Below are 25,661 nucleotides of genomic sequence, written 5' to 3'. Positions count from 1 at the left end.
CCATAGCCGCCGTTGCGGTCGCGGGCGATGATCCGGATGCCGGGATGTGCGCGGAGCCACGCTTCCACGGTGGCAGGCTCGCGATCGGGCAGCAGGTCGATCACCTGCCGCCGTTCCAGGTCGCAGATCATCGTGCCGTAACGCTGCCCCTTGCGCCATGCCCAGTCATCGATGCCGATGACACGCGGTGGTTCGGAGACGGGGCCCATCAGGCTCCGCGCCCCACGCAAGAACGTGTCTTTGCTTGCAGGCACGAGAAGGCGCCGGGCGAGCGCCTGAGCAGGTCGTCCGCCGAGGGCAAGACCGAGGTGACGCACAAGATCCTGCAAGCGCGAGGTGCGTCGCATATGCGGTCGGGTGACGCCGGACGGAAACCGTTCGGCGAAAATCCGGGCCGGACAGCCGGGCGCGCGGCAGCGAAAGCGACGAACCTGCAAGACGATTTCCACGGCTCGCCCATGCGCAGGAACATCGGCCGGGCGACGTCGATACCGACTGTGGACATGCTCCGAAATGCTCCCGCAGTGTGGACAGGCGGCCGCGGCCGCCGAAGAGCGGGCATGGATACGGATGGTATTGCCATCGAGCTCGATCTGATCGGCCGTAAGCCCTGCCGGCAGAAAATCTCGGCGTGAAAACCATGCCGTCATCGGTAACCTCCCTGAAAGAAGGCCAAAATGTAGCGAGGTTGAAGCTAAACTGCACCAAATCTGCGTCAGACCCCTTATTGCAAGCCGTTCAACACCCTGGAACTGCGCGGCATAGTCGGAATAATGTACCGAATAGACCGGCTCCAGCGCCTAGGTGACCGGGTCGCAGAAAGCCCATTTCAGATGCTTGCGATACCGCTTCAGCGCCACCTGATGGGCGCAGATGCACGGGATCGGCGCGGCACCCGAGGCGACGAAGGCGATCTCGTCGGTCAGGCCGATGGGACCCGTGGTCAGGGTGTCGATCTCGTCGCCAACCGACACGTCTTCCCAATAGCGCGGCACGGCACCACGGATTTCCTCGGCGAGGATGCTGTTCTCGATCTCTTCGAGTTTTTCGGCATCCAGGGACGCGGCAGTTCGATCTTGCGGCTTGCTTCTGCTCCATTCAACGACCCGGCGCGTATTGGACGATGGAGATGGCGCTGACCTGTGCCGCGCTGGACGCCGGGCAGGCGAAGGACTGGGAGCTGGTCGCCCATGTGACCACTGCCGATGATCTTTTGCCCCGCGCGACGGAGTTGGCGCGTGCCATCGCCGCCCATCCGCCGCGAAGCATCCGGCTGAACAAGCGCTTGCTGCGCAATTCGACCGAGATGGGGCTGGAGGCGGCGCTGGACATGGCCGCAGCCTATCAGGCCATCGTCCAGAACACCGCCGACTAGCGCGAGGCGGTCGCGGCCACGCTCGAAAAGCGCGCCCCGGCATTCACCGGAGCCTGAGACCAGACAAGCCGGGGGGGGGGCGCGGATGGCATATGATGGACAGGACCACGGCGGGATGTCGGAACCGCGCTCCGATTTCGGCTGCGGCAGGAGCGTGACGCCGCTGCTCTCGTTGCTGGTGGTGCGGCAGGCGATCGTGCCGCCCCCGGGCCACGCCGGATACCGGCAACCAGCCGCCGCCTGAGCGGCGGCGCGGCGAGTCGGGCAGTCAGCCGTGGATCGACTGGTATTCTAAGAACTCCTCGATGCCATAGCGACCCCATTCCCGTCCGATGCCCGACAGCTTGAAGCCGCCATGCGGGGCGTATTTGCTGATCGCCGTGCCGTTGACTCGGATTCGCCCGGCCCGCATCCGCTGGGCGAAGGCCCGCGCCCGGTCGGTGTCGGCGGCCCAGACCGCGCCCGCCAGACCGTAGTCGCAATCATTGGCGATCTGTAGCGCCTCGGTCTCGTCCTCATAGGGAATGATGACGACAACGGGTCCGAAGATCTCCTCGCGGGCGATCCGCATGAAATTGTCACCGGTGAACACGGTCGGATTGACGTAATAGCCCCGGTTCAGCCCCTTGGGACGGTCCGAACCGCCGACCAGCAGGCGCGCGCCCTCGGCCTGTCCGATGTCGATATAGTCGCGCACGCGGCGGAACTGGCTGGCGGTCGCGACCGGGCCAATGGTGGTGGCCGGGTCCATCGGATCGCCAACCACATAGCTTTCGACCTTGGCCACCGCCGCCGCCTCGGCCTTGGCCAGCGACGGGCGCGGCACCACGACACGAGTCAGCGCGCCGCAGGCCTGTCCGGTGTTGCGGAAGGCATCCTCGATGCCGACCTGGACCGCGCGTTCCACATCGGCATCCCGCAGCACGACATTGGCCGACTTGCCGCCGAGCTCCAAGTGGACGCGCTTCACCATCCGGCTCGCAAGCTCCATCACGCGCTGTCCCGCCCGGACCGAGCCGGTGAGCGAGACCACCTCGATATCGGGGTGGCTTGCGATGGCTTCGCCGATCACCGGGCCACGGCCCAGCACCAGGTTGAACACGCCATCCGGCGCACCCGCCTCGCCGAACAGATCGGCAAGCGCGATGGCGCTGAGCGGGGTGACCTCGCTGGGCTTGACCACAACGGTGCAGCCTGCCGCGATGGCCGCCCCGGCCTTGGAGATGATCGAGCGCAGCGGCGCATTCCAGGCGGTGATCGCGCCGGTCACCCCCGCCGCCTGCCGCACCACGCGCGAGCTGCCATAGTGGGTCGCCCAGTCGATCTGGTCCACCACCTCGGCCATCAGCCGCAACTCGTCCGAGGCGCCGTCGACTTGCGACCGGCCCGCCGGGGTGATCGGCAGGCCCGATTCGGCGACCATGTTGCGCAGCAGCGGCTCGCGGTCGCGGTCGATCAGATCGGCAAGGCGGTTCAGAACGGCCTTGCGTTCGTCCAGGGAACTTTGCGACCACCGCTCGAAACTGGCGACGGCGGCGGCGGTCGCCCGGTCCACATCGCCCGAGGTGCCGTCGGGAATTCGTGCCACGACCTCCTCCGTCGCGGGGTTGATCGCCTCGATCCGGGCTTCGGCTTCGGAGGGAACCCAGGTCCCGCCCACCAGTATGTTATTGCATTCCATCCAAAAAGGCCCTCCTCGACCGGCAGAAGTTCATAATTACGAATATATTTTCGTATATAAGGCAAATCTGTAGGCCCTGTGTCAAGCCGCATCCCCTTCGGCGCCTCTGCCGAACGTTCGGATGGTGCCGATCCGCACTGTGCGCACACCTGATTGACAGTGGGGGCGAGTGCTTTACATTATTCATAATTATGAACTTTTGGCGAGATATGGGAACTCGCGATGGACGGTAAGGAAATCGCCAACTAACTCGCGCGGGCTACGCTGAGCGAGACGATGCTGCAAAACATGCGCGGCCTGATCGGCACCGAACTGCGGGCCGACGACTGCGTGAACAACGAATACGTCAATCGAGATCGCTGAGTCTGAGTCCGGCGTCATCCCGCCCGCAGCCCCAAGCGGGCGAGCAGGAGCAGGATCGCACGGTCTCGCAGGCGTCCCCTGGTAAGTTGATCGCAGGATGCAACGACGCGTTCGAGATCCGCGGCAGCAAGATACCGCGGCAATGGCGAAAGGCGCCATTGCACGACCGGCGGGATGGCGTGATCAAGGTTGGGGCGACAGAGGCCTGCACCCGCGAGGAAACGAAGATAGCTGCGCAAGGTGCTCGTTATGGTCCGCCGGCCCGATTCGCTCGCGCCACTCGCGGACAAGGGCGGCATCATAGTCGTGGGTCGCCGTGCCGAGTTCCGGCAACAACTTATGCAGGTGGCGAAGATGGCGGGCGACCTTCATGGATGGTCGCGCGACATCTCTCCTTTGCAGGAAAACAACGAACCGCCCGGCGCGGCGCGAATATTTTGGTGAAGCACGCAGCTATCGCCGCCCACCAGGACATCGACACCGATGTTCGGCAAAGTGACGAACGACATCGTCATCAATGTCATCGATCGCGATACCTGCGCTACCAAGCCAGGCCGCAAAATGACGCGCCGAGGCCGTGTAGCCGTAGGCGACCTTGTAGGTCTCGGCCCCAAAGGCCGGTGGTCAGCAGCAACGAGGCGACGGCGGCGAAAGCAAGCGTTTTCATCTGTCTCTCCTGAAGGGGGAGGGAGCGGAGCGCCCTCATGGAGGTTGGGGTCAGTCGGCGCGCGCGTTCTGGTATTCCTGCAACGCCTCGGCGGCAGGTAGGCCACGGTCGGTCAAGCGACCGATATACTCCGAGGTCACTTGCGACATGCGGGCCGCCAGGACCTCCAGCACGTCATCAGGATAAGCGAAGGCGTCGATGCCCAGCGTGACGAATTCCGCCTGCACCGCCGCGTTCTCGGCATCGACATATTCGGCAGTGGCCATCTCGGCCTCGAGCCCGCAATCGACAAAGACCTGCCGGTGTTCGGGTGGCAACGCCTCGAACTTGCCTCGGTCCATCGCCAGCACGCTGGAACCCGAGCCGAAGGAGCCATTGGTCGATACCGCGTTCACGAGCTCGTGGATGGCATAGGGCTTGGCGCTGGACATCGTGAGGAAAGTGCCGTCGACCGTCTTGCGTTGCAGTGCGATATACATGTCGGTGGCGTTGATCTCGATCGGGATCGCGCCCAGCGATTGCGCCATGAAGGTGGGTGAGCCGCCGGACACCCTGACCTTGAAGCCCGCGAATTTTTCAAGCGTGTCGATCGGGCCGATGGTTGAGAACACCTGATAGGCCGGCAGGATACTGACCAGCAGCGGCACGGTGTCTATCGCGGCATATTCGCCCGCCAGAATACCGTCCTGAGACAGCGCGCGGCGATAGGCACCGACCATTTCGACCGAGGTGGTCCCCATGCCCGGCAGCAGCGGAATGCCGTTCATCGGCACCTTGTCGCTGGAATAGGCCACCACGATCACCGACAGATCCGCCAGCCCGCTGTTGAGCGAGGACACCGACTGCGTATGCCCAGAAATCTGCCCGGACGGGAAATGGTCGAAGTCATAGGCGTTCTGTGTGCCGTCGCGGACGCAGGCCATCCACGGCACGATCCCGTGGACAAGGACGTTGTGGCTCGGGGCATAGCCATGCGCCAGAACCAGTTTCTCCGCCTGTGCCGGCAGGGCGCAGCCCAGAGTGATCGCGGCAAGGATCGCATAAAGTCGCATCTTTTCCTCCCAGAAATTGTGCGGGAAATGGTCATCCGGGTCTTGGTTCCCATTCGGTGCCCGGCCCCTCGCGAGCTGCAGGGGTGCATCGCGCGCCACCCGGGCGGCGCGCGACGAGATGTCAGAGCAAGTTCTTCTTCTCCAGCACTTCCTCGGCGACCTTGAATGCCTCGACCGCCGCCGGCAGGCCGGCGTAGACGGCGGTGTGCAGCAAGATCTCGCGCAGTTCCTCCACGGTGCAGCCGTTGTTGATCGCGCCCTCGACATGCGAGCGGAGCTGATTGGGCCGGCAGAGCGCGGTCAACATTGCGATATTGAGGATCGAGCGCATCTTGCGGTCGATGCCGGGGGGCGACCACACGGTGCCGAAGCACACGTCGTCGGTATAGTCCTGCACCGCCGCGTTGAAATCGTTGCGGCGACCGGCGCGCTGGACGAGGAAATCCTCGCCCATCAACTCCCGGAGGACCTGCCGGCCTGTTTCGATTCTGTCCATAGGGTGTTCTCCTGTAGGATTACCAGAAAGCCGGTCAGCTTTCCGCGTAAATGCGGGCGACTGCCTCGGCACTCAGTCGGAAGGGTTCGATCCCGGCGCGTTCCTGTTGCAGCGCCAGATAGGACTGGCTGTCGCGCTCGCCCCAGCCCCGGTTCAGCGCCTCGCGGATGTCGCTCTCTACCAGCGTGCAGAGTCGCATCGGCACGCCGAAATCGCGCCCGACCTGCAAGGCCAGCGAGGCGTCCTTGTGGATCAGCCGCAGCGCGAAGCTGGGAGGATCGTATTTCGCCTGCATGAAGCGGCGACCGATGTTGTCGTACATCCGCATCCGCCCGGCGGCGCCGGTGCGGATCGCCTCCCACAGTGGGCCGGGTTCCAACCCCGCCTTGACGCCCATGCTCAGCGCCTCGGCCAGCACCGAGATGATCGCGGTGCTGGCCATGTTGTTGACCAGCTTGGCGATGGTGCCCGCGCCGATGTCGCCGATATAGCGCGGCTGGTCGGCCATCTTCTCCAGCCAGGGCAAGCAGCGGTCGTAAACCTCGCGTTCGCCGCCGCACCAGATCGCCAACTGGCCGCTGGCGGCACCGGCGGGCCCGCCGCTGACCGGGGCATCGATGAAATGGATGCCTTTCGGCGCAAGTTCGGCATGGATCTGGCGCACCACGTCGACACTGTTGGTCGACAGGTCGAGCCAGACCGTACCCGGTGCCATGCCTTCGACCAGCCCGCGCGGGCCGAAGCCCGCGTTGCGCACATCCGCCGGGGTCGGCAACGAGGTGAAGACGATCCCGCAATCCCGCGCAAGGTCCGCCGGGGTCTCGGCCCAGGTGGCGCCCCGCACGGTGAACTCCTCGGCGGCGGTGCGGGACAGGTCGGCCACTACCAAAGCGGCGCCGCCCGTTTGCAGGTTGGCGGCCATGCCGCGCCCCATCTTGCCCAGGCCGATAAAGCCAATTTTCATCAGACAGTCCTTTCCCGATGCCGCCCGGCGCTGGCTTGCCGGCGGGGGTGTCATGTTCCGAAATCAAGGCCGTCCGGACGGGCATGGAAGCGATGTCCGAGCGGCCCTTGGCCAAGGAGGCCGGGCCGGCGGGAGCGGGCAGCCCGACCCTCAGCCGGGGTAGTCGTCGTCGCCGACCGGCTCCATCCATGCCACGCTTACGCCATCCAGCGGTTCGGACACCGCGAGATGCGTCATGGCGGTAGTAGCGCTGGCGCCGTGCCAGTGCTTTTCGCCGGGCGGAAACCAGATGCAGTCGCCTTCGGTCACCGTCTCGACCGGACCGCCCCAGCATTGGACATGGCCGCATCCTTGCGTGACGATCAGGGTCTGGCCCAGCGGATGGGTGTGCCAGTGGGTGCGGGCACCGGGCTCGAAGGTCACCTTCGCACCCTTGGCGCGAGCCGGGGCCTCGCAACTGAACACCGGATCGACGCGGACGCGCCCGGTGAAATGGTCCGCCGGCCCGATGAAGGACGGCTGGCTTCCGGCTTTGACGATACGCATGGTCGGCTCCGGTCAGAAATCATCGAACCGCGCGAGTTCCACCGGGTCGATGGGCTCGGGGTGTGGAGGGAGATCAGGGCCACCTCGTTGACCACCCGCGAGGGGTCGAGGCGGCGGATTTTCGGGTCGTGGGCTGGGATCAGCCGGTCGATTCCACCCGCCACCGCCAGCATCCGGCTGTAGGAGGCGAGGGTGTCGATGGTGCTGACCGTCACCACGAAGGGTTTGCGGTGCAGCACATTGGCCACATTGGCATAGTAATGCGCCGCATCCGAAGCGAACAGGATCGGCCCGCGCGGGGTGCTGACCCGCACGCCCTGCACCCCCGGACTGTGCCCCGGGAAGACGCGCATCGAAATGCCCGGCAGAACGTCCGGCGCATCGCCGTCGTGAAAGTTCACCCGAGCCGAAGGACCCGTTCGCGCTGACCGCGTTCATCACCGCGGTCAGCGAATGGGGCTTGGCGCTGGCCAGCGTCAGGAAGGTACCGTCCACAGTCTTGCGCCGCATCGAGACATACAGGTCGGCGGCGGTGATATAGACCGGGCCGGCCCCCATGGCCTGCGCCATCATCATCTGGCTGCCACCGCCGATGGACGCCTTGAGGTTCGCGAACTTCTCGATCGTATCGACGGGTCCGACGCCGGACAGGAACTTGTAGGGCGGCAGCAGGTTCAGGAAGATCGGCTGAAGCTGGTTGGCGTGATATTCCTGGATCAGCCGGCCGTCGGTCTCCAGCGCTTTGCGATAGGTCGCGACCAGCTCCGCCGAGGACCTGCCCATGTCGGGCAGCAGCGAGATGCCGTTCGGCATCTCCTCGCTGACATAGGACAGAATCACGCCAAAAATCTGCGTCAGCCCGCTGTTGAGCGCATCAACTGCGCCCTGATGCGACGAGATCTGGTCGCCGGGGAAATGGTTGAACTCGATCTCGCCGCCGCCCCGCTCGGCAACACATGCCATCCATGGGTCGAGGCCATGGGCACAGACGATATGGGCCGGCTGGAAACCATGCGCAAAGGTCAAGGCTCCGGCCCCCGCAAGGGGCGCAACAAGGCAAAGGGCGGCGGTCGCCACCATGGTGGTGGATTTCACGTTTCTCTCCCTCGCGTCGCGCCGACCGGGAATCAGCGTCCTCCTGCCATGTTCTGGCACATATAATCATTTAAATCAATAAGACTGTTTAAGGTCAAAAACTTTATTTCACGGCAAAGGTGGTGCCCGCAGGGTCTGCGGACGGCGAGTCCCTACAATCCGGCGCACCTGCGGCGGATGATCGCCGTGATGGAGCGCATGCAACTGCGCGATTATGGCCTCGTCCTGTCGCGTCTTGCGCGCACGCTGGCGCAGATAGTCCCCCCAGGTGGCGAAACCGTAGGTCTCGATCCATTGCGAGGGGGCTTCGACATCGTGGTACAGCGACCAGTTCGACACCCCTGACCGGGCGCGGCTGCGGCGGCGCGCCTCCATTACGGTCAGGAAGCTGCCTTCCCGCTCGACCGGGATCACATATTCCACCGAAATCCGCACCGGACCGCTGTCATGGCCCAGCGCAACGCGGGGCTGCGGTGAGGCGGGGAGCTCTGCCGGCAGTATGCTGTCCGGCTCGGCGGCGACCAGCGGCGCCCAAAGCCCCCAGGCCGCACCGAGCAGCAGCAGGCCGGCCGACAGCAGCAGGGCGAGGTGCAGGCCGCCCAGGGTAGAGACGTAGCCCCAGAGCCAGCTTCCCAGCGTCATGCCCCCGAAGATCGCCGTCATGTAGATGGCCATCATCCGGCCCAGAACCCATTTCGGCGTCGAGACCTGAATCGAGATGTTCACCAAAGACAGCACCGTCAGCCAGGCTGCGCCGCAGACCAGAAGCGCGGCGATCCCAAGGCCAAGCCCCGGCGCAATGGCCAGCGCCGCGACGGCAAGCGCGAAGGCGACGAAGCCGAGCCGGCAGGTGGTCTCCAGCCCGTAGCGGGCGCGGAGGCGGGTGCTGACCAGCGCCGCACCCACCGCACCCGCCCCGAAGGCCCCCAGCATGATCCCATAGATAGAGGCGCCACCCGCGATCTCGTCGCGCACCAGCGCGGGCAGCAGGGCCTGCACCCCGATCGCCGCCAGGCAGAACAGAAATCCACGCCAGATCGCCCCCAACTTGTCGCCTGAAGACAGGCAATACACCACACCGGCGCGCATCGCAGGGAAAAGGCTCTCAGCCGGCAGATCGTTTTCGGACCGCGCAGGCCGCCAGCGCCACAATGCGACGATGACCGCCAGATAGGACAGGGCGTTCACGGCGAAGGCCATGGCCGATCCCGCAGCGGCGACGATCGCGCCGCCAAGGGCCGGGCCGAGGCTGCGGGTCAGATTGGTGCCCATCGCATTGGCGGAAATCGCCGCCGGCAGTTCGTCCCGCACCACCAGCCCGCCGATGGAGGACTGCCATGCCGGGAATTGCAGCGCGGTTCCGCAGCCGACGAGCGCCGTGAACACCAGCAACACAACCGGGGTGACCTGCCCCATCCAGGCCAGAACCGCCAGGGCCGCCGATACCACCGCCATGAAGATCTGCGCCACCTGCATGATCCTGCGCCGGTCGCGGCAATCGGCCAGAACCCCGGCGGGGTAGGAGCCGAGCATAATCGGCAGGGTGACGCAGGCCTGAACCAGCGCGATCATCGTCGCCGAACTGGTCATCGTCGCCATCAGCCAAGCCGCGCCGACCTGTTGCACCAAGCCGCCCATGTTCGAGGCCACCGTCCCGAGCCAGAGTCCACGGAAAGTCCGGTTGCGGAATACGGCAAGTGTCTGGCTCATCGGGATCTCGAACTGGCGGATTTCATATGGTGCTGGCCTACACAGCGCCTGCCAGCCGGGTCCGGGCCTCGGCATCCGCCCGGTCAAGCCCGGCAAGGCTCTCACTGAGGCGCGCTTGCTGTTCGATCATGTTCCGGCGCAACTCGGTGCTGATCTCGCACCAGATTTCCATCTGCCGCCGTTCGCCGGCAACATTATAGAGTTCCAGCCATTGCGGCAGAGCCTCAAGCCTCATGCCGAACCGGCGGCCACGCCGGATGAGTTTGAGCCGTGCGATCTCGTGTGGGCCGTAGCGCCCCTTGCCCGCCACGCAGTGCGGGCGCAGCAGTTCGAGGTATTCGTAGTAGCGCACAGCACGCTCCGTCAGATCGAGTTGAGCACAGATCTCGCGCAGAGTGAGCCCCGAATTGTTCATTCCCGCCAAAACTCCTCCAGCAGCGCCGCGATCAGGACCGGTTCCTCGTAGTGCAAATTATGCGAGGTTTCTGGAATCCGCTGCCAACGTCCGTCCGCAATCGCGGCCATGCGTCGGAGAATCGGCGCATCGCCGTCCTGTGCCAGATGGCGCGTGGTATCGGCGGATGCGAGATAAAGAGCCGGGCAGCGGATCCGCCGGAATATGTCGATCCAGTCCCGTTCGGCGGTCAGGAAACTCAACGACCGGGGAATATTGATATCGTGGAGCCAAGTAAGCGACCCGTCCGCCTCGGCGCGATGGCTGTGACGCGCCAGCCAGAGTGCGCGGGCCATGCTCAGACGCGGGTGGGCGGCGCAGAGCCGTTCCGCCATCTGTGTTACCGATCCATAGCGGCGTTCGGGCCGGAAACCGCGCCGCTCGGCCAGATCTAGATGGAGCACGAGTTCGGACACCGGAGTCTGGCTTGCCCGCGCTGGCGGCGGCCCCAGCGCATCCAGCGACACGACCTTCGACACCTGCGCCGGACGTAACCCGGCAAGGACAAGAGCAAGGTTGCCGCCCATGCTGTGGCCCAGAACCGGCACCGGACGATCCCCGAAAAGCCGCGACAGAAGTGCGCTGCAATCGGCCAGAAGGTCCTGCTGCCACAGGATGCCCGCGCGCCCGGTCTGTCCGTGCCCGCGCAGGTCGGGCGCAAAGATGTGCCAGTCCTGCTCCAGTTCGTCGACGAGAAACTGAAAGGTGATGGAATTGTCGCGTATTCCATGCAGCAGAACCAGCGGCGGGGCGTCGGACGCGCCCCATTCACGCAGGCATATGTCCAGATCCCGAACCCGCAGCCTGCGCACTGTCGAGAGGGTGAAGTCGGGCATCGTGTGGCCTTCAATTGAAACGGAACGGACAGGGCGCGCAGTGCACCCGCCTGCCGGCGGTGGATCGGACGGCGGCTGCGACGGAAAGGTTGACAGCTTTCCTCTCTCATCGCCAGTCTATTCGCATGTTCGATAATCTGTTCATTTATGCGAAAATTGCCGTAAGCGTTCCGGTTCTGCAAGCTTGAAAGAGGAAGGCAGTTGCCACCGGGGGATATCAACGTGTTGTCAAAGGACTACAAGGATGTCCTCGGCGGTGGCCTGCTGTTTGCCACCGGGGCCTATGCTTTGGGGGTCGCCCTGTTCGATCTGCCCATCGGGCCGTTGGGGCGTATGGGTCCGGGGATGTTCCCCGCGCTCGCAGGCGGAGTCGTCACCACGCTCGGCCTTGGAATCACCCTGAGCGCACTGCAACGCAGGGGCACCCCGGCACGGGTCGGCCTGCGCTCCACAGTCTGCCTTCTGGGCGCGATCCTGCTGTTCTCGCTACTGATCCCGCGCTTCGGGCTGGTTCCGGCGGTAATGGTGGCCTCGCTGACCGCCATCCATGCCAGCGATGCGCTGCGCCTGCCGGGTAAACTGCTGCTGGCGGCAGGACTCGCCCTAATCGCCGTGCTGCTGTTCGGCTATGGATTCCAATTGCAGGTGCCGCTGTTCGACTGCTGTCCCCGCAGGGAAAAGAGTCGAGGACGTCGTTGACCGCCTCGTCGATCATCATCGCCAGAATGAGATGCGCTGTCAGCCAGGTTCTGGCCAGTTGCGGATCCTTGGCCGGCAGCGTGTGGATGCCAAGTCTGCTTTTGAGGCGCTTGAAGGTGATCTGGCAGCGCAGCCGATAGAGATCCAGAACAGCTTCGGCCGTCATATCGGTTGCCGGGATCGAGGTCAGGACCATGAAAAACCCCGTCACAGCCACGGTCGTCGGCAAGCATGGTCTGATTGGGACGGCGGCGCTGATGTCCCTGCCTGGTCGCCCTCAGAGAACGCTCCGCTGCCTCGGCCTCGGCATCTTTCCGTTTGATGATGAGCCTTGCCTGAAACAGCGGCTTGCGTGCCTACAAAACCGATCAGGGCTTTGAAGCAATGGTCTACCTCGCTACCGCCGTTATCAACTCACGATGAATCCCCACACGCCCTAGTTCGGACGGAGACCTGCCGATCCACCAAGGTGCCTGGGTTCTTTTCCCGGACGCCATTTCAATCCCGACACCCCGCTCGTCGCCGCTGCGAGCCCTGTTCTAGCATGGGCCCGGGTTGGAGCTTCCGTCAGCACTGGAAGCACCTAGTCTCGGCTTCATGCCCCTCAGTCTGCTCGGGGTAGGTGTTCCGGGCCCGCGCTATGCTGAGGTCTTTCTTTCTGTCGTGGCAACTTGCTCTGGACTGCCATCGGGGGTGAAGTCACGTCCATTCCACATCAAGCTTTCGTGTGTTCGGCAAAAAGGTTATCTGCTAAAGCTGAACGGATGTTCGCACATCCGAAGCATGAGGAGCCGATGAGCACCGACGTTCCCCCCCCGATCCCTGCGGGACGCCAGCGGCATGTCCCGCAGAACCACCGGACCATCGATCGGGTCAGCGACATTCTGGAGCATGTGTCGGGCAATCCCGGCATGACATTCTCGGAACTCGCGCGCAAGGTCGGCGGGGCGAAGAGCTCGCTGCACGGGTTCATCAGCGGCCTGTTGGCCCGTGGCTGGCTTTATCAGAGCGAGGGTCGGTTCTATATGGGGCCGGCGATGTACTCGCTGACCATGGCGAACGGCCACGAAGCCACACGTTTTCTCAACAATGACGATCTGCGGGAACTGCATGAACACTGCTGTCTGCCGGTCTATCTCGGGGTACAGGCCGGCGAGGCGCTGATCTACATCTCGGTTGCCGGACGCGACCCGATCATGAGCTATGAGTCGCGCACCAATATCCGGCGCACCATGCTGAACACCGCGGGGGGCAAGGTCCTTCTGGCCTTCGAGGACACGAACCGCCGTGACAAGTTTCTGGCACAGCGGCCTGCCGAGGAGCGGGATCTCGTTGAGGCGTTCCTGTCGCAGTATTACGCGATTATAGAGAATGGCTATGCCGTGAACTATCGCAGCAATGTCGACCGCTATGCCATCGCGTCCTGCCTGCGCGGCAGCGACGGGCGCCCGGTGGCTTCGGTCACGCTGGTGGGGAAATCCGCCGAATTGCGCCCGCGGGAGGAGGAACTTACCCGGACGCTGCTGGACTACTGCCGGAAGTGGTCAGCGCGGCTGGCCTGAGCACCGCCCGGACCAGGCTGCGGCGGCCTATCTGTTGACCGGAATTTCGGCGGTCCCGACGATTTCACGCCAGACGCCGATGTCGCGCGAAATCGTCGCGCCCAGTTCCTCGGGGGTGGTCGGGTAAAGTTCCACATCCTCCCGTAACCGGATCTCTGGATCGGTCATCGCCTTGTGGAACGCAGCGTTCAGGGCCGCGATGGCGTCGGACGGCAACAGCGCCTCGTCGGGCCGCCAGACGCTCAGGGTTGGCTGCACGCCAACAACATAGTAGAGGCCGAGTTCGGACAAGCCTGCCCGGAAAGCGCCATCGGCACCATGGCCTGCATCGGCCAGAACCACCCCGCACGGAGCCCTCACCGCGGCTGCGGTACGGATCTGGTCAAGCGCGATCTGCGACCTGGTCTGGAAGACAAGGTTGTCGGGGATTTTCGCCTTCCGCCGAAGCACCGGATCCTGCGCGCAATGATCTGGAAGATAACGTCGCCAGGCAATCGGCAGGCTTGCCTTCTCGTTCGCGATCGAGAGGCTGACCGCGGCTTGGCAGTTGTCCTGCTTGCCGCGCGACCCCGGCCGAATGCTTGCCCTTCTTGGGAAAACCGGTGTCATCAATGATCCACGCCGCGTGCCACCATCCGCGGCAGCACCCAGTCGCGAACCCGCGCGACCAGCGCCGCATCCGACCAGGGCGGCTGGCCGACGAAATGTAGCAGGGAGTGATGTTAGGCCGAAACCCGTTCCGGTGCCGTCACCGCCGCCAACGGCTCGACGCTCTTGCGCGCCACCAGCATCATCAGCCCCAGGCAGTAATCCCGCAGCGGCTCGGCGCGATCAGCATGGCCGATCACCCCGACCGGCGCTTCCACGTAACCCTCGAACTCCGCCGTCCCACCGTCTTCAAACTCGCCCATCGACCCCATCCACAACCGCAAATTGGCAGCCTATCACATCACGAACGCCCCCGAATCCCCTATTCTCGACTTTGTGACGCAGTGAGATTAGAGGGTCCGCGCGAAGAACGGCGTCAGCTTGCCCATCGCCGCCGCCACATATTCGGGAACCCAATACGTCTGGATATGGGAGGCCCCTTCGATCAGGAACAGCTCCTTGTCCTCGGTGCCAGTGGCCTTGGGAAAGGCATCTTCGGACATATGGAGGCTATCGGCCTTGCTGCCGGCGATCATCAGCAAGGGCTGGTCGATCAGTTCGATCTGGTCGGTGGCATCCCACCGCATCAGGTCGAGCAGGCTGCTCATCGTGTATTTGAAGGTCGAGCCGGTATGGGCGTGCGTCCGCCAGTAATACATGTAGCCTTCGCGATACATCTCGAACGGCAGCGCCGCGATCTGCTCATCGGTCATGTCGGCGTCACCGGCATAGAGGATTTTCCCACCGGCCACCTCCTGCGCACGGGCCTCCGACGCTTGCCGAAGCCGCTGCTGGATGCTGTCCAGGGCCGAATCCGCGAACCCATTGCGGCGCACGCGGCCCGAGTTGAACATGCTGAGCGTCGCGACCGACTTGAACCGCTTGTCGGTCTTTGCCGCCGCCAGCGAATACCCGCCGCCGCCGCAGATACCGAACAGGCCCAGACGCCGGGCATCGACGCCGGGATACTGGGTGATGAAATCGGCCATGCCGTGAATGTCCTCGATGCGGTTCGAGGGCTTGTCCACGCTGCGCGGCTCGCCGCCGCTGGCACCCTGATAGGACGCATCGGCGGTAATGGTGATGTAGCCCTGTTCGGCAAGGTGCTGGGCATAGAGGCCGGCGGTCTGCTCCTTCACGCCGCCATTGGGGTGCGCCACGGCGATGGCGGGGTATTTCTGGCTCGGGTCGTAACCCGCCGGGGTATAGACGTTCGCGGCAATATCCAGGCCATGCAGCTTGTATGTGACCGGGTGGACGTTGACCTTGCCCGATTCATTCGCGGTGATCGCGCCCCGATAAACAGGGGTGAAGTCGCTGATCTTGGTGTCGTTCATCTGATTGATCCTTTCAATTTCAACGCGCTCACAGGCCGGTCATCTTCAGCACGGCCTCGGGCAGGCGCTCGCCCTGGACTTCGATCTTCGACGCCTCGGCGTCGATCTCCGCGAGATCGGTGGCCGTCAGCTCCAGCTCGACCGCGCCCAGGTTCTCCTCAAGACGGTGCAGCTTGGTGGTGCCGGGGATCGGCACGATCCAGGGCTTCTGTGCCAGCAGCCAGGCGAGCGTGACCTGGGCGGGCGTCGCGCCCTTGCGATCCGCCACGCTCTTGACCACGCCGACCAGCGCCATGTTGGCCTTGCGGGCCTCGGGCGAGAAGCGCGGAACAAGGTTGCGGAAATCGCCCTGCTCGAAGGTGGTGGTCTCGTCAATCTTGCCGGTCAGGAAACCCGCGCCCAGCGGGCTGAAGGGCACGAAGCCGATACCGAGTTCCTCCAGCACCGGCAGAAGCTCCACTTCCGGCCCACGCCAGAACAGCGAATACTCGCTCTGCACCGCAGTCACGGGCTGGACGGCATGGGCGCGACGGATGGTGCCGACCCCGGCTTCCGACAGGCCGAAATGCTTGACTTTGCCCGCGGCGATCAGGTCTTTCACCGCTCCGGCGACATCCTCGATCGGCACGTTCGGATCGACGCGGTGCTGGTAGAACAGGTCGATGCGGTCGGTGCGCAGCCGCCTGAGCGCCGCGTCCGCCACCGCCTTGATGCGTTCGGGACGGCTGTTGGTGCCGCCGTTGCGGGCGCCGGTCTCCAGGTCGATGTCGAAGCCGAACTTGGTGGCGATCACCACCTTGTCGCGGATCGGCTGAAGCGCCTCGCCAAGCAATTCCTCGTTGGCGAAGGGGCCATAGGCTTCGGCCGTGTCGAAGAAGGTCACGCCGCGGTCATGCGCGTCGTGGATAAGCCGGATCATGTCGGCCTTTTCGACGCCCGGACCGTAAACGCCCGTCATCCCCATGCAGCCGAGGCCGAGGGCCGAGACCTCAAGATTTCCTAGATTTCTGCTTTTCATGTCTACTTCCTTAATTCCTTGCCGGAGCCTCGACATTCGAGAAGGCCAGAACGGCGTCGGGGAGACGTTGGCCGCGCAGCTCGATCGCCGCGACGGCCATGTTGAGTTCGGAGATCTCGTCGGGCGTGAAGCTGATCGCGGCCGCGCCGATGTTCTCCAGCATATGCGCCATCTGCGTCGTGCCGGGGATCGGGACGATCCAGGGCTTTTGGGCCAGAAGCCAGGCGAGCGCGATCTGTCCGGCGGTGGCCTGCTTCCTGCCGGCCCAATCCTTCAGCAGCGCCACCAGCGCCAGGTTCGCCGGCAGGTTCTCAGGCGCGAAGCGTGTCTCAACCCCACGGATGTCGCCCTCGGCGAAGCGGGTGCCGGCGTCGATCGCGCCGGTCAGGAAGCCGACACCGAGCGGGCTCCACGGCACGAAGCCGATGCCGAGTTCCTCGCAGACGGACAGCACCTCATCTTCCGGCCCGCGCCAGAGCATCGAATACTCGCTCTGGACGGCCGTCACGGGCAGTTCGGCATGGGCGCGGCGCAGCGTCCCGAGCCCCATCTCCGAAAGCCCCCAATGCAGGACTTTGCCCTCGTCCACGAGATCCTTGACCGCGCCGGCGACATCCTCGATGGGCACTTCGGGGTCGACGCGGTGCTGATAGAGCAGGTCGATGCGGTCGGTGCGCAGCCGCTTCAGCATACCGTCGACCGCCAGCTTGATGTGATCGGGCTTGCTGTTCAGGCCCGGCAGCCGCTCGCCGGTTTCCAGGTCGATGTTCCAGCCGAACTTCGAGGTGATCACCACCTCGTCCCGGAACGGCTCAACGGCTTCGCCCAGAATCCGCTCGCATTCATGCGGGCCATAGGCTTCGGCTGTATCGAAGAACGTGACGCCACGGTCATGGGCGGTGCGGATGATGTTGATCATCTCTGGCCGCGACGGGATCGTCGTCTGATAGGTGCGGTGCATGTTCTGAACGCCAAGGCCGATGCTCGACACCTCCAGCGTTCCCAGCATCCGCCGACCACTCAACGAGGGGGCGGTGGCATAGATGCCCGTCCCTTGCGCGGCTTCCTGTGCGGAGACCCCGGAGCCGGTCGAGACGAGCAGCGGCGCCGCGGCCAGGCCGCCCGCCGCACCCAGGAAACCCCGCCGCCCGATCTTCAGTTTCTGTTCGTTTGTCATGTCTGTTGTCCTTGTGTTCGGGAGAGGTCGCGTCTGAACGGCGCGCCCTCAGCGGTTGACGAATTGCTGGTGGGATGCCGGATAGCGGTCGCCCCGCACGGCGATGGCGTCGAGCGACTGGCCGATCAGCGCCATCTCGTCAGAAGACAGCGCGACAGTTGCCGCTCCAATGTTCTCGTCCAGCCGATTCAGCTTGGTGGTGCCGGGAATCGGGACGATATAGGGTCGCTGGCCAAGCAACCATGCCAGCGCGATCTGCGCGGGCGTCACGTTCTTGTCCGAAGCGATTGACGCGATGACGTCGACGAGCGCCTGATTTGCCTTGAGCGCCTCGGGCGAGAAACGCGGCACGGATGCCCGAAAGTCGTCTTTCGCAAAGGTGGCGTTCTGGTCGATCTTGCCTGTCAGAAATCCTTTGCCGAGCGGTGCGAACGGCACAAAGCCGATACCAAGCTCATCGAGAAGCGGAAGGATTTCGGTCTCCGGTTCCCGCCACCACATGGAATATTCGCTTTGCAAGGCTGCCAGAGGCTGCACCGCCTGCGCACGGCGGATCGTGTCGGCGCCAGCCTCACACAATCCGAAGTGACGCACCTTGCCTTCATGGATGAGGTCCCTGACCGTGCCTGCCACATCTTCGATGGGCACGTTCGGGTCGACGCGATGCTGGTAGAAGATGTCGATATGATCGGTCCGGAGGCGTTTCAAAGCCGCATCTGCGACGTGGCGGATGCGCTCGGGGCGGCTGTCGAGACCGTTCGCTGGCACACCGTCCCTGAAGCCGAACTTCGTGGCGATCACCACATGCTCGCGAACGGGTTGCAGCGCCTCTCCTATAATCTCCTCATTGAGACCAGGCCCATAAGCCTCGGCGGTGTCGAAAAAGGTGACACCACGGGCATGGGCGGTGCGAATGAGACGAATTGCATCACCGTGCCCGGTGGCCTGTCCATATCCATAGCTCAGGCCCATGCAGCCGAGACCGAGCGCCGAGACTTCCAGCCCGCTGCTTCCAAGCCTCCTTGTTTTCATCGTCTTTCTCCATCATTGCACCGCAGAGACCTGCGGCGCGATTTCTCATCGTTGCCCAAGCCAGTCCGTCACCCGCTCCAGCGTGCGCCGTTCCTGATCGGCCTCGAGCACGAACGGCTCGACAAGCCTCGCTTGCGGTGCGTGTTCGGCGACGACGGCCAGGCTGTTGCCGGTGCCGTAGCCGCCATGGGTAATGAAGGGGATCAGCGTCTTGCCGGACAGGTCGTGCCCCGACAGGAACGAACGGATGACGGGCGGAACCGACCCTCCCCAGATCGGGAACCCGAGCCAGATCGTGTCGTAGTCCGCGATGTTCTCGACGCTGGATTCCAGCGGCGGCTCATAGCCGCTCTCCCGTTCGCGCGTCGCCTGCGCGACGGTTTCCTCGTAATCTTCCGGGTAAGGTGTCGCGGGAATGATCTCGAAGACCTGCGCGTCCATCGCCCGGCCGATCTGGCCCGCGATGACGCGCGTATTTCCGCTGCGCGAGAAATACACGACCAGATTGCCTGGTCCTGCTTCATAAGCGGCAGCCGCCCCGACACTTAGTGCGGCGAGGAGCCCGACAGCCCATATTGGGATGAAGCGCAGCATTGCCCGTCGGATTCTGTCCATGGCTTTTCTTCCTTTCGCGCTTGCGCCCCTCACAATTGCTGCCGCCAGAAACGAACGGCCTCGGCGATCCAGCCCTCGGCGCTGGTGCCGGTGCCGGCCCCGAAGCCGTGACCGACATTGGGAAAGAGGTGATATTCGACCGGCGTGCCGATCCGGCGCAGGGCGGCGATCCGGCGCTCCATGTTGCCGGGCGGGGCGATGCCGTCCCGTTCGCCCACGACCACGAAGGTCGGCGGCTCTGTCTCGGCCAGATCGGAATGGCTGGTATAGGCCATGACGACGGCAGCCGGCTTCGGCAGATTGGCCCCACCGAAGGCGGCAGGCCCGTGCGAGCCGATATAGGCCGCCATCCGGGCGCCCGCCGAACTGCCCCACAGGGAATAGCCGTCGGTGCCGACACCCAGTTCTTCCGCGTTGCGGAAAATCCAGGTGATTGCAGCGGCCAGATCCTCGGTGGCGACCTGACCGCCCTGGCCAGCACGATAGGTCAGGACGAAGGCGTTCAGCCCGAGATCGCTGATCGCCTCTGCATAGGGGAAGCCCTCATGCACCGAACCGACATAGGAGAAGCCGCCGCCCGGCGCGATCACCGCGAAGGGGGCACCGGGGCGGCCCCGGTAGAAGAACAGGCCGGTCGCGGCTTTGGCGGGGTCGGCCCGCCTCTCCGCTTCGGAGTAGATGTCGTAGAACACCGTCTGACCGGCGCCCGCGTCGTCGATCATCCGGTTCAGGGCAGCGACGACCGTGCCGGTATCGACGGCGCTATGATAGGGCAGCAGACTGGCCATCTGGCCGAGCGGCATTGCGGGGTCGTAGCGGCGGCCTGCCCAAGGCAGGATGCGCTCGGCAAATCCGGCAAAGGCGGGATTGTCGAGAATGTCGGCTAGCCGCCCGTCGGCTGTCAGATGCTCGCCCAGAACCTCGACGCTTTGTTCCGCGATCATGGCAACCTCCCCGGCAGGCCGTTCTTCCGCGGCGGCGAGCGGTGCCAGCGCGAGCAGAAACGGGATCAGACAGAATGTTCTTCGCATGTGTTGTGTTCTCCGGGCCTCGATCAGGCGGGAATGCCGCCTCGGCTCACCGATGCGCCATCGCGCGTCACGAGCATCCGTCGTGCCTGACAGAAATATAGAGAACGGCCATCGCAGGGATTAGCCGCCTCAATCCGCATGATATTATAAGATATACTAATCAATCCGCAGCGCACCCAAGGATGCGCCACGGCAGCATTCACGCCTTGCGGCGCTTGCGTTCGCGCAAGAAGGTCAGGCCGTAGCAGGTCAGCGCCGCATAAAGCCCGATGATCGACAGGTAGTTCGCGAAAAACCCCAGCGTGCTTTCGTTGAAATCCCACATGTCGAGCGCGTATTCAAAGCGCAGTTTGGTCCCCAACCCCATCTCAAGCGTGGCCAGGACGCCTTTCACCGCGACAATGGCGGTAGCGGCGCGCAGCGTCCAGGTCCGCAGGGGGCTCGTCCCCTTGATGCCAAGCGCCTGGCGCGTGACATTCATCACCATCTGCCAGCGCGTGCCGAGATGCACGGCCAGAAACACCAGCGCCCAATAGGCGACAAACATATGCGCCGCGCGCACCGCGAAGGCTCCGTCCAGCGCCAGGGCGGCAAAGACGTCCTGCGAGATCAGGATGCTGGTGCCCAGAAGGATCAGCATCGAGATCGCCATACCCGCGATCACGATGGTATTGAGAGTGCGGGGCGGATCGTAGCGCCCCTTCTTCACCGTGCCATACCAGCGCCGGTTGAAGACATTGTGGGCGATCAGCAGGGCGAAGAAGATCGTGCCGATCACTTCATGCGTCAGGTTGTCCTGCCACCAATAGGCGAGACCGGCGACGAAAAGCCCGACGGCGAGGAAGTCCAGGAGGATGCGGATGCGAATGGTCATCGGCAATCCTGCGGCAGGAGAGGTCTGGCGGGGGGCAGAACGGCCTTCACTGCCCGAACCTCCGCAGGTCGTTGTAAGTATACATATAATCTGAACTTGCCCGTGACTGGTGGCATCGCTGGCAGCGGGCGGTGTTCTCATCCATGTTGATCGAACGGTCGCCCCAGTAGAACTGGAACTGCCAGTCGCCGGTGCGACGACGCTCATCGAAGTCGTCGCCCCAGCCCTCGCCCTTCTGCATCACTAAATATCGATAAACCTCATCCGAGCCATCACGGTAGTCGACCAGCACGACATGCGTGCCGGCTGGGATCGGCTGACCCGCCTGCACCGCGTCAATGGCCTCTTGCGTGGTCAGCATATGCTCGACCACATTGCCACGGGTGACGGTGGTGTAATGGATGAGCGCATCCAGATCGGGGAAGGTGACGCGTGTTTCCTCGGCGGCGGCCCACCAAGCTGCGAACGGTGTAACTCCGAGGGCGGCAACAAGGGCTAGGCGTCGCAGGGAAAACGTCATCGGAACTCCTGGCTCATGGATTGCGGCTGGGCGCGGCGCGTCCCGAATCCGAAACCAGGGCGTCCAGTGGCAAAAAATACTATGTGCAAAGGCTCCAATCGATTAGATGGGGTAAACCGCATACGGTCATTAGGTGAGGTGATAAATGTCGAACGAAAACTTCAACGCGCTCGCCACCTTTGCCACCGTCGCGCGCGAGCGCAGCTTCACCAAAGCGGCCGCGAAGCTGGGGATTTCCCAGTCGGCGCTGAGCCAGTCGATCCGCAATCTGGAGGAAAGGCTGGGCATCCGCTTGCTGACCCGGACCACGCGCAGCGTGTCGCCAACCGAGGCCGGTGAACGGCTGCTCACGACGATCTCACCGAAGTTTGACGAGATCGAAACCGCGCTGGCCGATCTCAGCGCCATGCGTGACAAGCCCGCGGGCACGATCCGTATCACCACGGGCGAACATCCGGCGGTCTCGATCCTGCAACCGGCGCTGGCGACGTTCCTGCCGGAGTATCCCGACATCAAGGTCGAGCTGATCGTCGACTACGGACTGACTGACATCGTGGCCCAAGGCTATGACGCCGGCGTCCGCCTCGGCGAGCAACTGGCCAAGGATATGGTTGCGGTCAGGATCGGGCCAGAGATGCGCATGGCGGTGGTGGCTTCGCCCACCTATTTCGAGCATCGCCCGATCCCGCAAACGGCCGAGGATCTGATCGCCCACAACTGCATCAGCTCCCGCCTTCCGACCTATGGCGGCATCTTCCAATGGGGGCTGGAAAAGGACGGGCATGAGGTGAAGGTGCGCAGCGAAGGGCAGTTGGTGCTGAACACCCTTGGCTTACGGGTCGCCTGCGCGCTGGATGGCCTGGGCATCGCGTATCTGCCCGAGGATCAGGCTCTGCCTTACATCGCGGAAGGCCGCCTGATCCGCGTGCTGGAGGACTGGTGCCCGCGATTTCCAGGCTATCACCTCTATTATCCCAGCCGGAAACACCCGTCCCCTGCGTTTGCGCTGCTGCTGGACCGGCTGCGGTATCGGGAATAGGTCAGCCCGCCGCGCGACCCCGCACCGCTTCAAGTTCCGCACGAATCTGCGCGGGTTCGTCTGCGAGCGGCATGTTGGCCTTGTCCTTCGCACCGTCCAGCGCATCGGCAGGATCGGCGGCCAGCGGCGCAAACACCATGTCGAAATCCTCCTCCTCCGGCCCGGTTTCGGCATGAAGCTCGAAAGTCTTGCGCAGGGCGGCCTCCGAGGACAGGCTGCGCACCAGCACCTCGGCAATCTGGCGCCGGGCGATCACCCCGTCCGAGGGATTGCCGGCCAGATCCTTGTCGCCCTGCAACATCAGGAGCTTCAACTGGTCGGGCCGGTTGTGGTCGAACCAGGCCGGGCGAACGATGGTATAGGGAAACCCGCTGGCGCGCACCAGCCGTTCGCCCCGCCGCTTCCAGTCATGCGAACCCCGGCGATCCGTCGCGCCGATGGTGGACATCAGCGCGATCCGTGCCGTCCGGTTGCCAAGAGCCGCCAGCACATTGCGCACGGCGCCATAATCCACCGCCTCCGCAGCCGCCGGATTGCCGTAGCTGCCATGGGTGAACACGATCGCACCGACCCCATCGACCGCAGCCGCAAGGGTCTCGGGCCGGGTCATGTCACCCACGACGGTCTGGACATTTGCCGGGAAGTCCTGTGCGCGAGACGCATCGCGCAGCAGCGCGCGCACGGTATAGCCATGCGCCAGACCCGCCGTGACGACACGCTGCCCGATGCTGCCGGTCGCGCCCACGACCAGAAGCACACCTGAATCCTTGCTCATTTCACTCCCCTGAAAGGATTGCGGCCGGGTCGATCATCGAACCCGGCCACAAGCTGCGTCCGATGAACAGGCCACGCCGATGACGTGGCCCTGTCCGAAAGTCAGTCCAGACCTTTCTCAGCCAGGAACTGCGCGGTGTGATCGGCGATCTCGACGTTGTTCAGGTCCGAGAACGGGAAATGCGTGTTCCCGGTGATGCCGATCTCGGGCAGGTGAACCAGCGTGACGTCGCCGCCATGACGGTTGACCGCCTCGACCCACAGCTTCGCCATGTCCAGCCGCACGCGCCAGATGTCCTCGCCGCGGCGCTCGGTCGGCTCGGTGGGGAAGTTGTCGCCATAGTAGATCAGGATCGGGAAGCGGGTCAGCTTCTGGAAATCCTCCAGCGGCACGGCTTCCGCCGCCAGCGGCCCGCCCGCGCTCGGCATGGTCTCCGGCACCTCCCCTTCGGGGAAGACGAAGCCGCTGCCCGGCTCGTAGGAGACGATTGCTCGAATGTCCTCGTTCCTGATCGCCGTCAGCCAGCCGGGGCCGCCGCCCTGCGAATGGGTGAACAGGATCGCCGGGCCGGTCCTGTCGACCAGCGCCGACATCGCATCCGCGACTACATTCGGATCATAGGGGCCGGTGTTCGGGGTGATCCAGCGCAGGAACTGCTCCAGCGTCTCCGGGCTCTGGTCGACCTGGACGCCCTCGAAATAATCGGGCCAAATGCCCAGGCGAAACTGGTCGAAGAACAACTGATCGAGCGGTGTCGGCTCGATGGTCGCGGCCTCAAGGCTGTTGCCGGCCCGGCCCCGGCGCGGCTGATCGACCAGATAGACCGGATAGCCCTTGCGCAGGAACAGGGTCTGGAAGCCCTCGCGCCCGTCCGGCGTCGTCTCCCAACTGCGCGCCGATTGCATGTGGCCATGCAGCATCACGATAGGCGTGGACTTCGCATCCTGCGGAATCTGGTAGAAGGTGTAGAGGTGATCGCCGTGGATGCTCTGCCCCTCGGCGGTCGGCACATTGTTGTTGTAGGTGCCTGGCGTGGTGACGACCGAGCCGCCCGCGAAGAAGCTGCCTTGCTCGCTGATCACAAGCGGCTCGGCCTGCTGCGCCGAGGCACTGGCAGCCGCGAGAATACCGGTCGAGACCATACATGCCCCCAGAAAGTTCATAGAAAACCTCAATTTTTCCCCTCTCCATCATCTGTATGCCGTCCGGACAAAGCTAGGCCGGAACGGACCAGCCGATAAGCCGGCGCGATTCGATAAAGCCTATAAGCTCAGATAATAAATGAAATCCGGAACCGGCTACTTGCGCGGCTTGGAGACCGGGACATGCGACCGGGTGGAGCATTACAAATTATTACAATTCGAAGGAAGTTCTGCGACAAAGGCCAGCTAGGTATTTCCGGCATTGAGAGCGTGTGGAGCAATCCGCTCAGCGCCCTGCAGAGGAGTAACCAAATGAATCAGCGTATTATTTTCAAGACGTCGCTCATGACGGCGATGATGACCCTGGCCGCCAGCGGCGTCATGGCAGCGGACTATCAGCAGAACCCGTTCACCCTGACCTATGAAGGCGCGATCACGGAAAACAAGCCGGAACAGGTCAATATCCATCCGGTCACCTACGACCTCAACGGGCTTGAGATTTCCGCCAATGTCTATACCCCGGCGGGTTATGATCCCGAATAGAACTACCCGGCCATCGTCGTCGCCCATCCGAACGGCGGCGTGAAGGAACAGGTCGCAGGCCTTTATGCGCAGCATCTGGCGGAACAGACGCAACTGATCAATGCCCTGCGCGGCCACCTCGCAGAACACGGTCTCGTTGTGCCGCAAGGACCGGCTCACCTGAAGTCTCTGGCCAAAGCACTGGACGCGACCGATGTCGCAATTCCGCAGCTGGTTCGCGATATCGGCCGGATCTACCTCGAGCAGATCGAACAGCTGAACGCCAAAATTGCAGACCTCGAGAAAACGCTTCGTCGCGAAGCCCAATTCGGCGAAGAAATACGCCGCTTGCAGACGATGCCGGGCATCGGCCCGATCACAGCCATGGCGGTGGAGGTATTCGCACCACCTATGCAGACCTTCAAGCGTGG

Annotated in this window: 30 protein-coding genes and 2 pseudogenes; 7 read left to right on the top strand and 25 right to left on the bottom strand. The window is 64.0% G+C overall.

What is annotated here, in order from left to right:
• Together BLT64_RS23850 and BLT64_RS27050 are read right to left on the bottom strand one after the other, a co-directional pair.
• The coding region (locus BLT64_RS23850) for an ISL3 family transposase (protein ID WP_139171656.1) at window positions 1–650 on the bottom strand (650 nt) is incomplete at its 3' end.
• Window positions 651–800: 150 nt separating this feature from the next.
• A complete protein-coding gene (locus tag BLT64_RS27050) occupies window positions 801–995 on the bottom strand; it encodes a hypothetical protein (protein ID WP_041530339.1) in 195 nt (64 codons plus the stop codon).
• Between the two features lie 101 nt (window positions 996–1,096).
• On the opposite strand from BLT64_RS27050, the gene BLT64_RS23840 reads away from it, so the two are divergent.
• Together BLT64_RS23840 and BLT64_RS27045 are read left to right on the top strand one after the other, a co-directional pair.
• Complete coding sequence (locus BLT64_RS23840; protein ID WP_261766767.1) at window positions 1,097–1,375, top strand: enoyl-CoA hydratase-related protein; 279 nt, start codon at window positions 1,097–1,099, stop codon at window positions 1,373–1,375.
• An 85-nt stretch (window positions 1,376–1,460) separates the two neighbouring features.
• Window positions 1,461–1,619, top strand: a complete 159-nt coding sequence (locus tag BLT64_RS27045; RefSeq protein WP_157137449.1) for a hypothetical protein — start codon at window positions 1,461–1,463, stop codon at window positions 1,617–1,619.
• Window positions 1,620–1,643: 24 nt separating this feature from the next.
• Here the strand turns inward: BLT64_RS27045 and BLT64_RS23835 are convergent, their stop codons facing one another.
• The 10 genes from BLT64_RS23835 to BLT64_RS23785 form a co-directional block, all read right to left on the bottom strand.
• Window positions 1,644–3,056 carry an aldehyde dehydrogenase family protein gene (locus BLT64_RS23835; protein WP_011749524.1) on the bottom strand — a complete coding sequence of 471 codons (1,413 nt, stop codon included), beginning with the start codon at window positions 3,054–3,056 and terminating at the stop codon, window positions 1,644–1,646.
• A gap of 731 nt (window positions 3,057–3,787) precedes the next feature.
• Complete coding sequence (locus tag BLT64_RS27040; RefSeq protein WP_157137448.1) at window positions 3,788–3,943, bottom strand: hypothetical protein; 156 nt, start codon at window positions 3,941–3,943, stop codon at window positions 3,788–3,790.
• A 193-nt stretch (window positions 3,944–4,136) separates the two neighbouring features.
• Window positions 4,137–5,138, bottom strand: coding sequence for a TRAP transporter substrate-binding protein (locus tag BLT64_RS23820; RefSeq protein WP_011749522.1), 1,002 nt, complete (start codon window positions 5,136–5,138; stop codon window positions 4,137–4,139).
• Window positions 5,139–5,259: 121 nt separating this feature from the next.
• Window positions 5,260–5,634: a carboxymuconolactone decarboxylase family protein gene (locus BLT64_RS23815; RefSeq protein ID WP_041530337.1), complete on the bottom strand. Its 375-nt coding sequence runs from the start codon at window positions 5,632–5,634 to the stop codon at window positions 5,260–5,262.
• A gap of 34 nt (window positions 5,635–5,668) precedes the next feature.
• The gene (locus tag BLT64_RS23810) at window positions 5,669–6,598 is read right to left on the bottom strand and encodes an NAD(P)-dependent oxidoreductase (RefSeq protein ID WP_011749520.1); all 930 of its coding nucleotides are present in this window, start codon (window positions 6,596–6,598) and stop codon (window positions 5,669–5,671) included.
• A gap of 150 nt (window positions 6,599–6,748) precedes the next feature.
• The gene (locus BLT64_RS23805) at window positions 6,749–7,144 is read right to left on the bottom strand and encodes a (R)-mandelonitrile lyase (protein WP_011749519.1); all 396 of its coding nucleotides are present in this window, start codon (window positions 7,142–7,144) and stop codon (window positions 6,749–6,751) included.
• Window positions 7,145–7,156: 12 nt separating this feature from the next.
• Window positions 7,157–8,239, bottom strand: coding sequence for a type 2 periplasmic-binding domain-containing protein (locus tag BLT64_RS26130; RefSeq protein WP_041530336.1), 1,083 nt, complete (start codon window positions 8,237–8,239; stop codon window positions 7,157–7,159).
• 108 nt (window positions 8,240–8,347) lie between these two features.
• Window positions 8,348–9,949 carry an MFS transporter gene (locus tag BLT64_RS23795; RefSeq protein WP_011749518.1) on the bottom strand — a complete coding sequence of 534 codons (1,602 nt, stop codon included), beginning with the start codon at window positions 9,947–9,949 and terminating at the stop codon, window positions 8,348–8,350.
• Between the two features lie 37 nt (window positions 9,950–9,986).
• Window positions 9,987–10,364 carry a MerR family transcriptional regulator gene (locus BLT64_RS23790; RefSeq protein ID WP_011749517.1) on the bottom strand — a complete coding sequence of 126 codons (378 nt, stop codon included), beginning with the start codon at window positions 10,362–10,364 and terminating at the stop codon, window positions 9,987–9,989.
• Window positions 10,361–11,239: an alpha/beta fold hydrolase gene (locus tag BLT64_RS23785; protein WP_011749516.1), complete on the bottom strand. Its 879-nt coding sequence runs from the start codon at window positions 11,237–11,239 to the stop codon at window positions 10,361–10,363. Before BLT64_RS23785 ends, BLT64_RS23790 begins: the two co-directional genes overlap by 4 nt.
• 225 nt (window positions 11,240–11,464) lie before the next feature.
• On the opposite strand from BLT64_RS23785, the gene BLT64_RS23780 reads away from it, so the two are divergent.
• Window positions 11,465–11,938, top strand: a complete 474-nt coding sequence (locus BLT64_RS23780; RefSeq protein WP_157137447.1) for a tripartite tricarboxylate transporter TctB family protein — start codon at window positions 11,465–11,467, stop codon at window positions 11,936–11,938.
• Window positions 11,939–11,966: 28 nt separating this feature from the next.
• Here BLT64_RS23780 and BLT64_RS27775 read toward each other — a convergent pair.
• Window positions 11,967–12,134 (bottom strand): annotated as a pseudogene (locus BLT64_RS27775) (transposase); the annotation flags it as partial.
• A gap of 598 nt (window positions 12,135–12,732) precedes the next feature.
• Here BLT64_RS27775 and BLT64_RS23770 point away from each other — a divergent pair.
• Window positions 12,733–13,500: an IclR family transcriptional regulator gene (locus BLT64_RS23770; protein WP_011749514.1), complete on the top strand. Its 768-nt coding sequence runs from the start codon at window positions 12,733–12,735 to the stop codon at window positions 13,498–13,500.
• A gap of 27 nt (window positions 13,501–13,527) precedes the next feature.
• Here the strand turns inward: BLT64_RS23770 and BLT64_RS27525 are convergent, their stop codons facing one another.
• The 10 genes from BLT64_RS27525 to BLT64_RS23720 form a co-directional block, all read right to left on the bottom strand.
• Complete coding sequence (locus tag BLT64_RS27525) at window positions 13,528–14,109, bottom strand: transposase (protein ID WP_011749513.1); 582 nt, start codon at window positions 14,107–14,109, stop codon at window positions 13,528–13,530.
• A gap of 113 nt (window positions 14,110–14,222) precedes the next feature.
• Window positions 14,223–14,411 (bottom strand): hypothetical protein, encoded by a 189-nt coding sequence (locus BLT64_RS23760; protein WP_049792389.1) that lies wholly within the window; start codon window positions 14,409–14,411, stop codon window positions 14,223–14,225.
• An 87-nt stretch (window positions 14,412–14,498) separates the two neighbouring features.
• The gene (locus tag BLT64_RS23755) at window positions 14,499–15,485 is read right to left on the bottom strand and encodes an alpha/beta hydrolase (protein ID WP_011749511.1); all 987 of its coding nucleotides are present in this window, start codon (window positions 15,483–15,485) and stop codon (window positions 14,499–14,501) included.
• Between the two features lie 28 nt (window positions 15,486–15,513).
• Window positions 15,514–16,503 (bottom strand): aldo/keto reductase, encoded by a 990-nt coding sequence (locus BLT64_RS23750; RefSeq protein ID WP_011749510.1) that lies wholly within the window; start codon window positions 16,501–16,503, stop codon window positions 15,514–15,516.
• A gap of 10 nt (window positions 16,504–16,513) precedes the next feature.
• Window positions 16,514–17,680 (bottom strand): aldo/keto reductase, encoded by a 1,167-nt coding sequence (locus BLT64_RS23745; RefSeq protein WP_011749509.1) that lies wholly within the window; start codon window positions 17,678–17,680, stop codon window positions 16,514–16,516.
• 48 nt (window positions 17,681–17,728) lie between these two features.
• Window positions 17,729–18,712, bottom strand: coding sequence for an aldo/keto reductase (locus tag BLT64_RS23740; protein ID WP_011749508.1), 984 nt, complete (start codon window positions 18,710–18,712; stop codon window positions 17,729–17,731).
• 45 nt (window positions 18,713–18,757) lie between these two features.
• A complete protein-coding gene (locus tag BLT64_RS23735) occupies window positions 18,758–19,327 on the bottom strand; it encodes a flavodoxin (protein WP_011749507.1) in 570 nt (189 codons plus the stop codon).
• Between the two features lie 29 nt (window positions 19,328–19,356).
• A complete protein-coding gene (locus BLT64_RS23730) occupies window positions 19,357–20,271 on the bottom strand; it encodes an alpha/beta hydrolase (RefSeq protein WP_128493040.1) in 915 nt (304 codons plus the stop codon).
• Window positions 20,272–20,557: 286 nt separating this feature from the next.
• On the bottom strand, window positions 20,558–21,232 hold the full coding sequence (locus tag BLT64_RS23725; RefSeq protein WP_011749505.1) for a DUF4405 domain-containing protein: 675 nt from the start codon (window positions 21,230–21,232) through the stop codon (window positions 20,558–20,560).
• Window positions 21,233–21,278: 46 nt separating this feature from the next.
• Window positions 21,279–21,752 (bottom strand): cytochrome P460 family protein, encoded by a 474-nt coding sequence (locus BLT64_RS23720; protein ID WP_011749504.1) that lies wholly within the window; start codon window positions 21,750–21,752, stop codon window positions 21,279–21,281.
• Window positions 21,753–21,897: 145 nt separating this feature from the next.
• Between BLT64_RS23720 and BLT64_RS23715 the strand changes: the two genes are divergently transcribed.
• Complete coding sequence (locus BLT64_RS23715) at window positions 21,898–22,791, top strand: LysR family transcriptional regulator (protein WP_011749503.1); 894 nt, start codon at window positions 21,898–21,900, stop codon at window positions 22,789–22,791.
• A 1-nt stretch (window position 22,792) separates the two neighbouring features.
• On the opposite strand, the gene BLT64_RS23710 is transcribed toward BLT64_RS23715, so the two are convergent.
• Both BLT64_RS23710 and BLT64_RS23705 read right to left on the bottom strand, forming a co-directional pair.
• On the bottom strand, window positions 22,793–23,566 hold the full coding sequence (locus tag BLT64_RS23710; RefSeq protein WP_011749502.1) for an SDR family oxidoreductase: 774 nt from the start codon (window positions 23,564–23,566) through the stop codon (window positions 22,793–22,795).
• A gap of 101 nt (window positions 23,567–23,667) precedes the next feature.
• Window positions 23,668–24,708 carry an alpha/beta hydrolase gene (locus BLT64_RS23705; RefSeq protein WP_198140540.1) on the bottom strand — a complete coding sequence of 347 codons (1,041 nt, stop codon included), beginning with the start codon at window positions 24,706–24,708 and terminating at the stop codon, window positions 23,668–23,670.
• A gap of 312 nt (window positions 24,709–25,020) precedes the next feature.
• On the opposite strand from BLT64_RS23705, the gene BLT64_RS27035 reads away from it, so the two are divergent.
• Both BLT64_RS27035 and BLT64_RS27190 read left to right on the top strand, forming a co-directional pair.
• Window positions 25,021–25,251 carry a hypothetical protein gene (locus tag BLT64_RS27035; RefSeq protein ID WP_198140539.1) on the top strand — a complete coding sequence of 77 codons (231 nt, stop codon included), beginning with the start codon at window positions 25,021–25,023 and terminating at the stop codon, window positions 25,249–25,251.
• Between the two features lie 81 nt (window positions 25,252–25,332).
• Window positions 25,333–25,661 (top strand): annotated as a pseudogene (locus tag BLT64_RS27190) (IS110 family transposase); the annotation flags it as partial.

It is taken from the genome of Paracoccus denitrificans, assembly GCF_900100045.1.
GTDB classification, from domain to species: domain Bacteria; phylum Pseudomonadota; class Alphaproteobacteria; order Rhodobacterales; family Rhodobacteraceae; genus Paracoccus; species Paracoccus denitrificans.
This window is presented reverse-complemented; position numbering and strand designations above follow the sequence as displayed.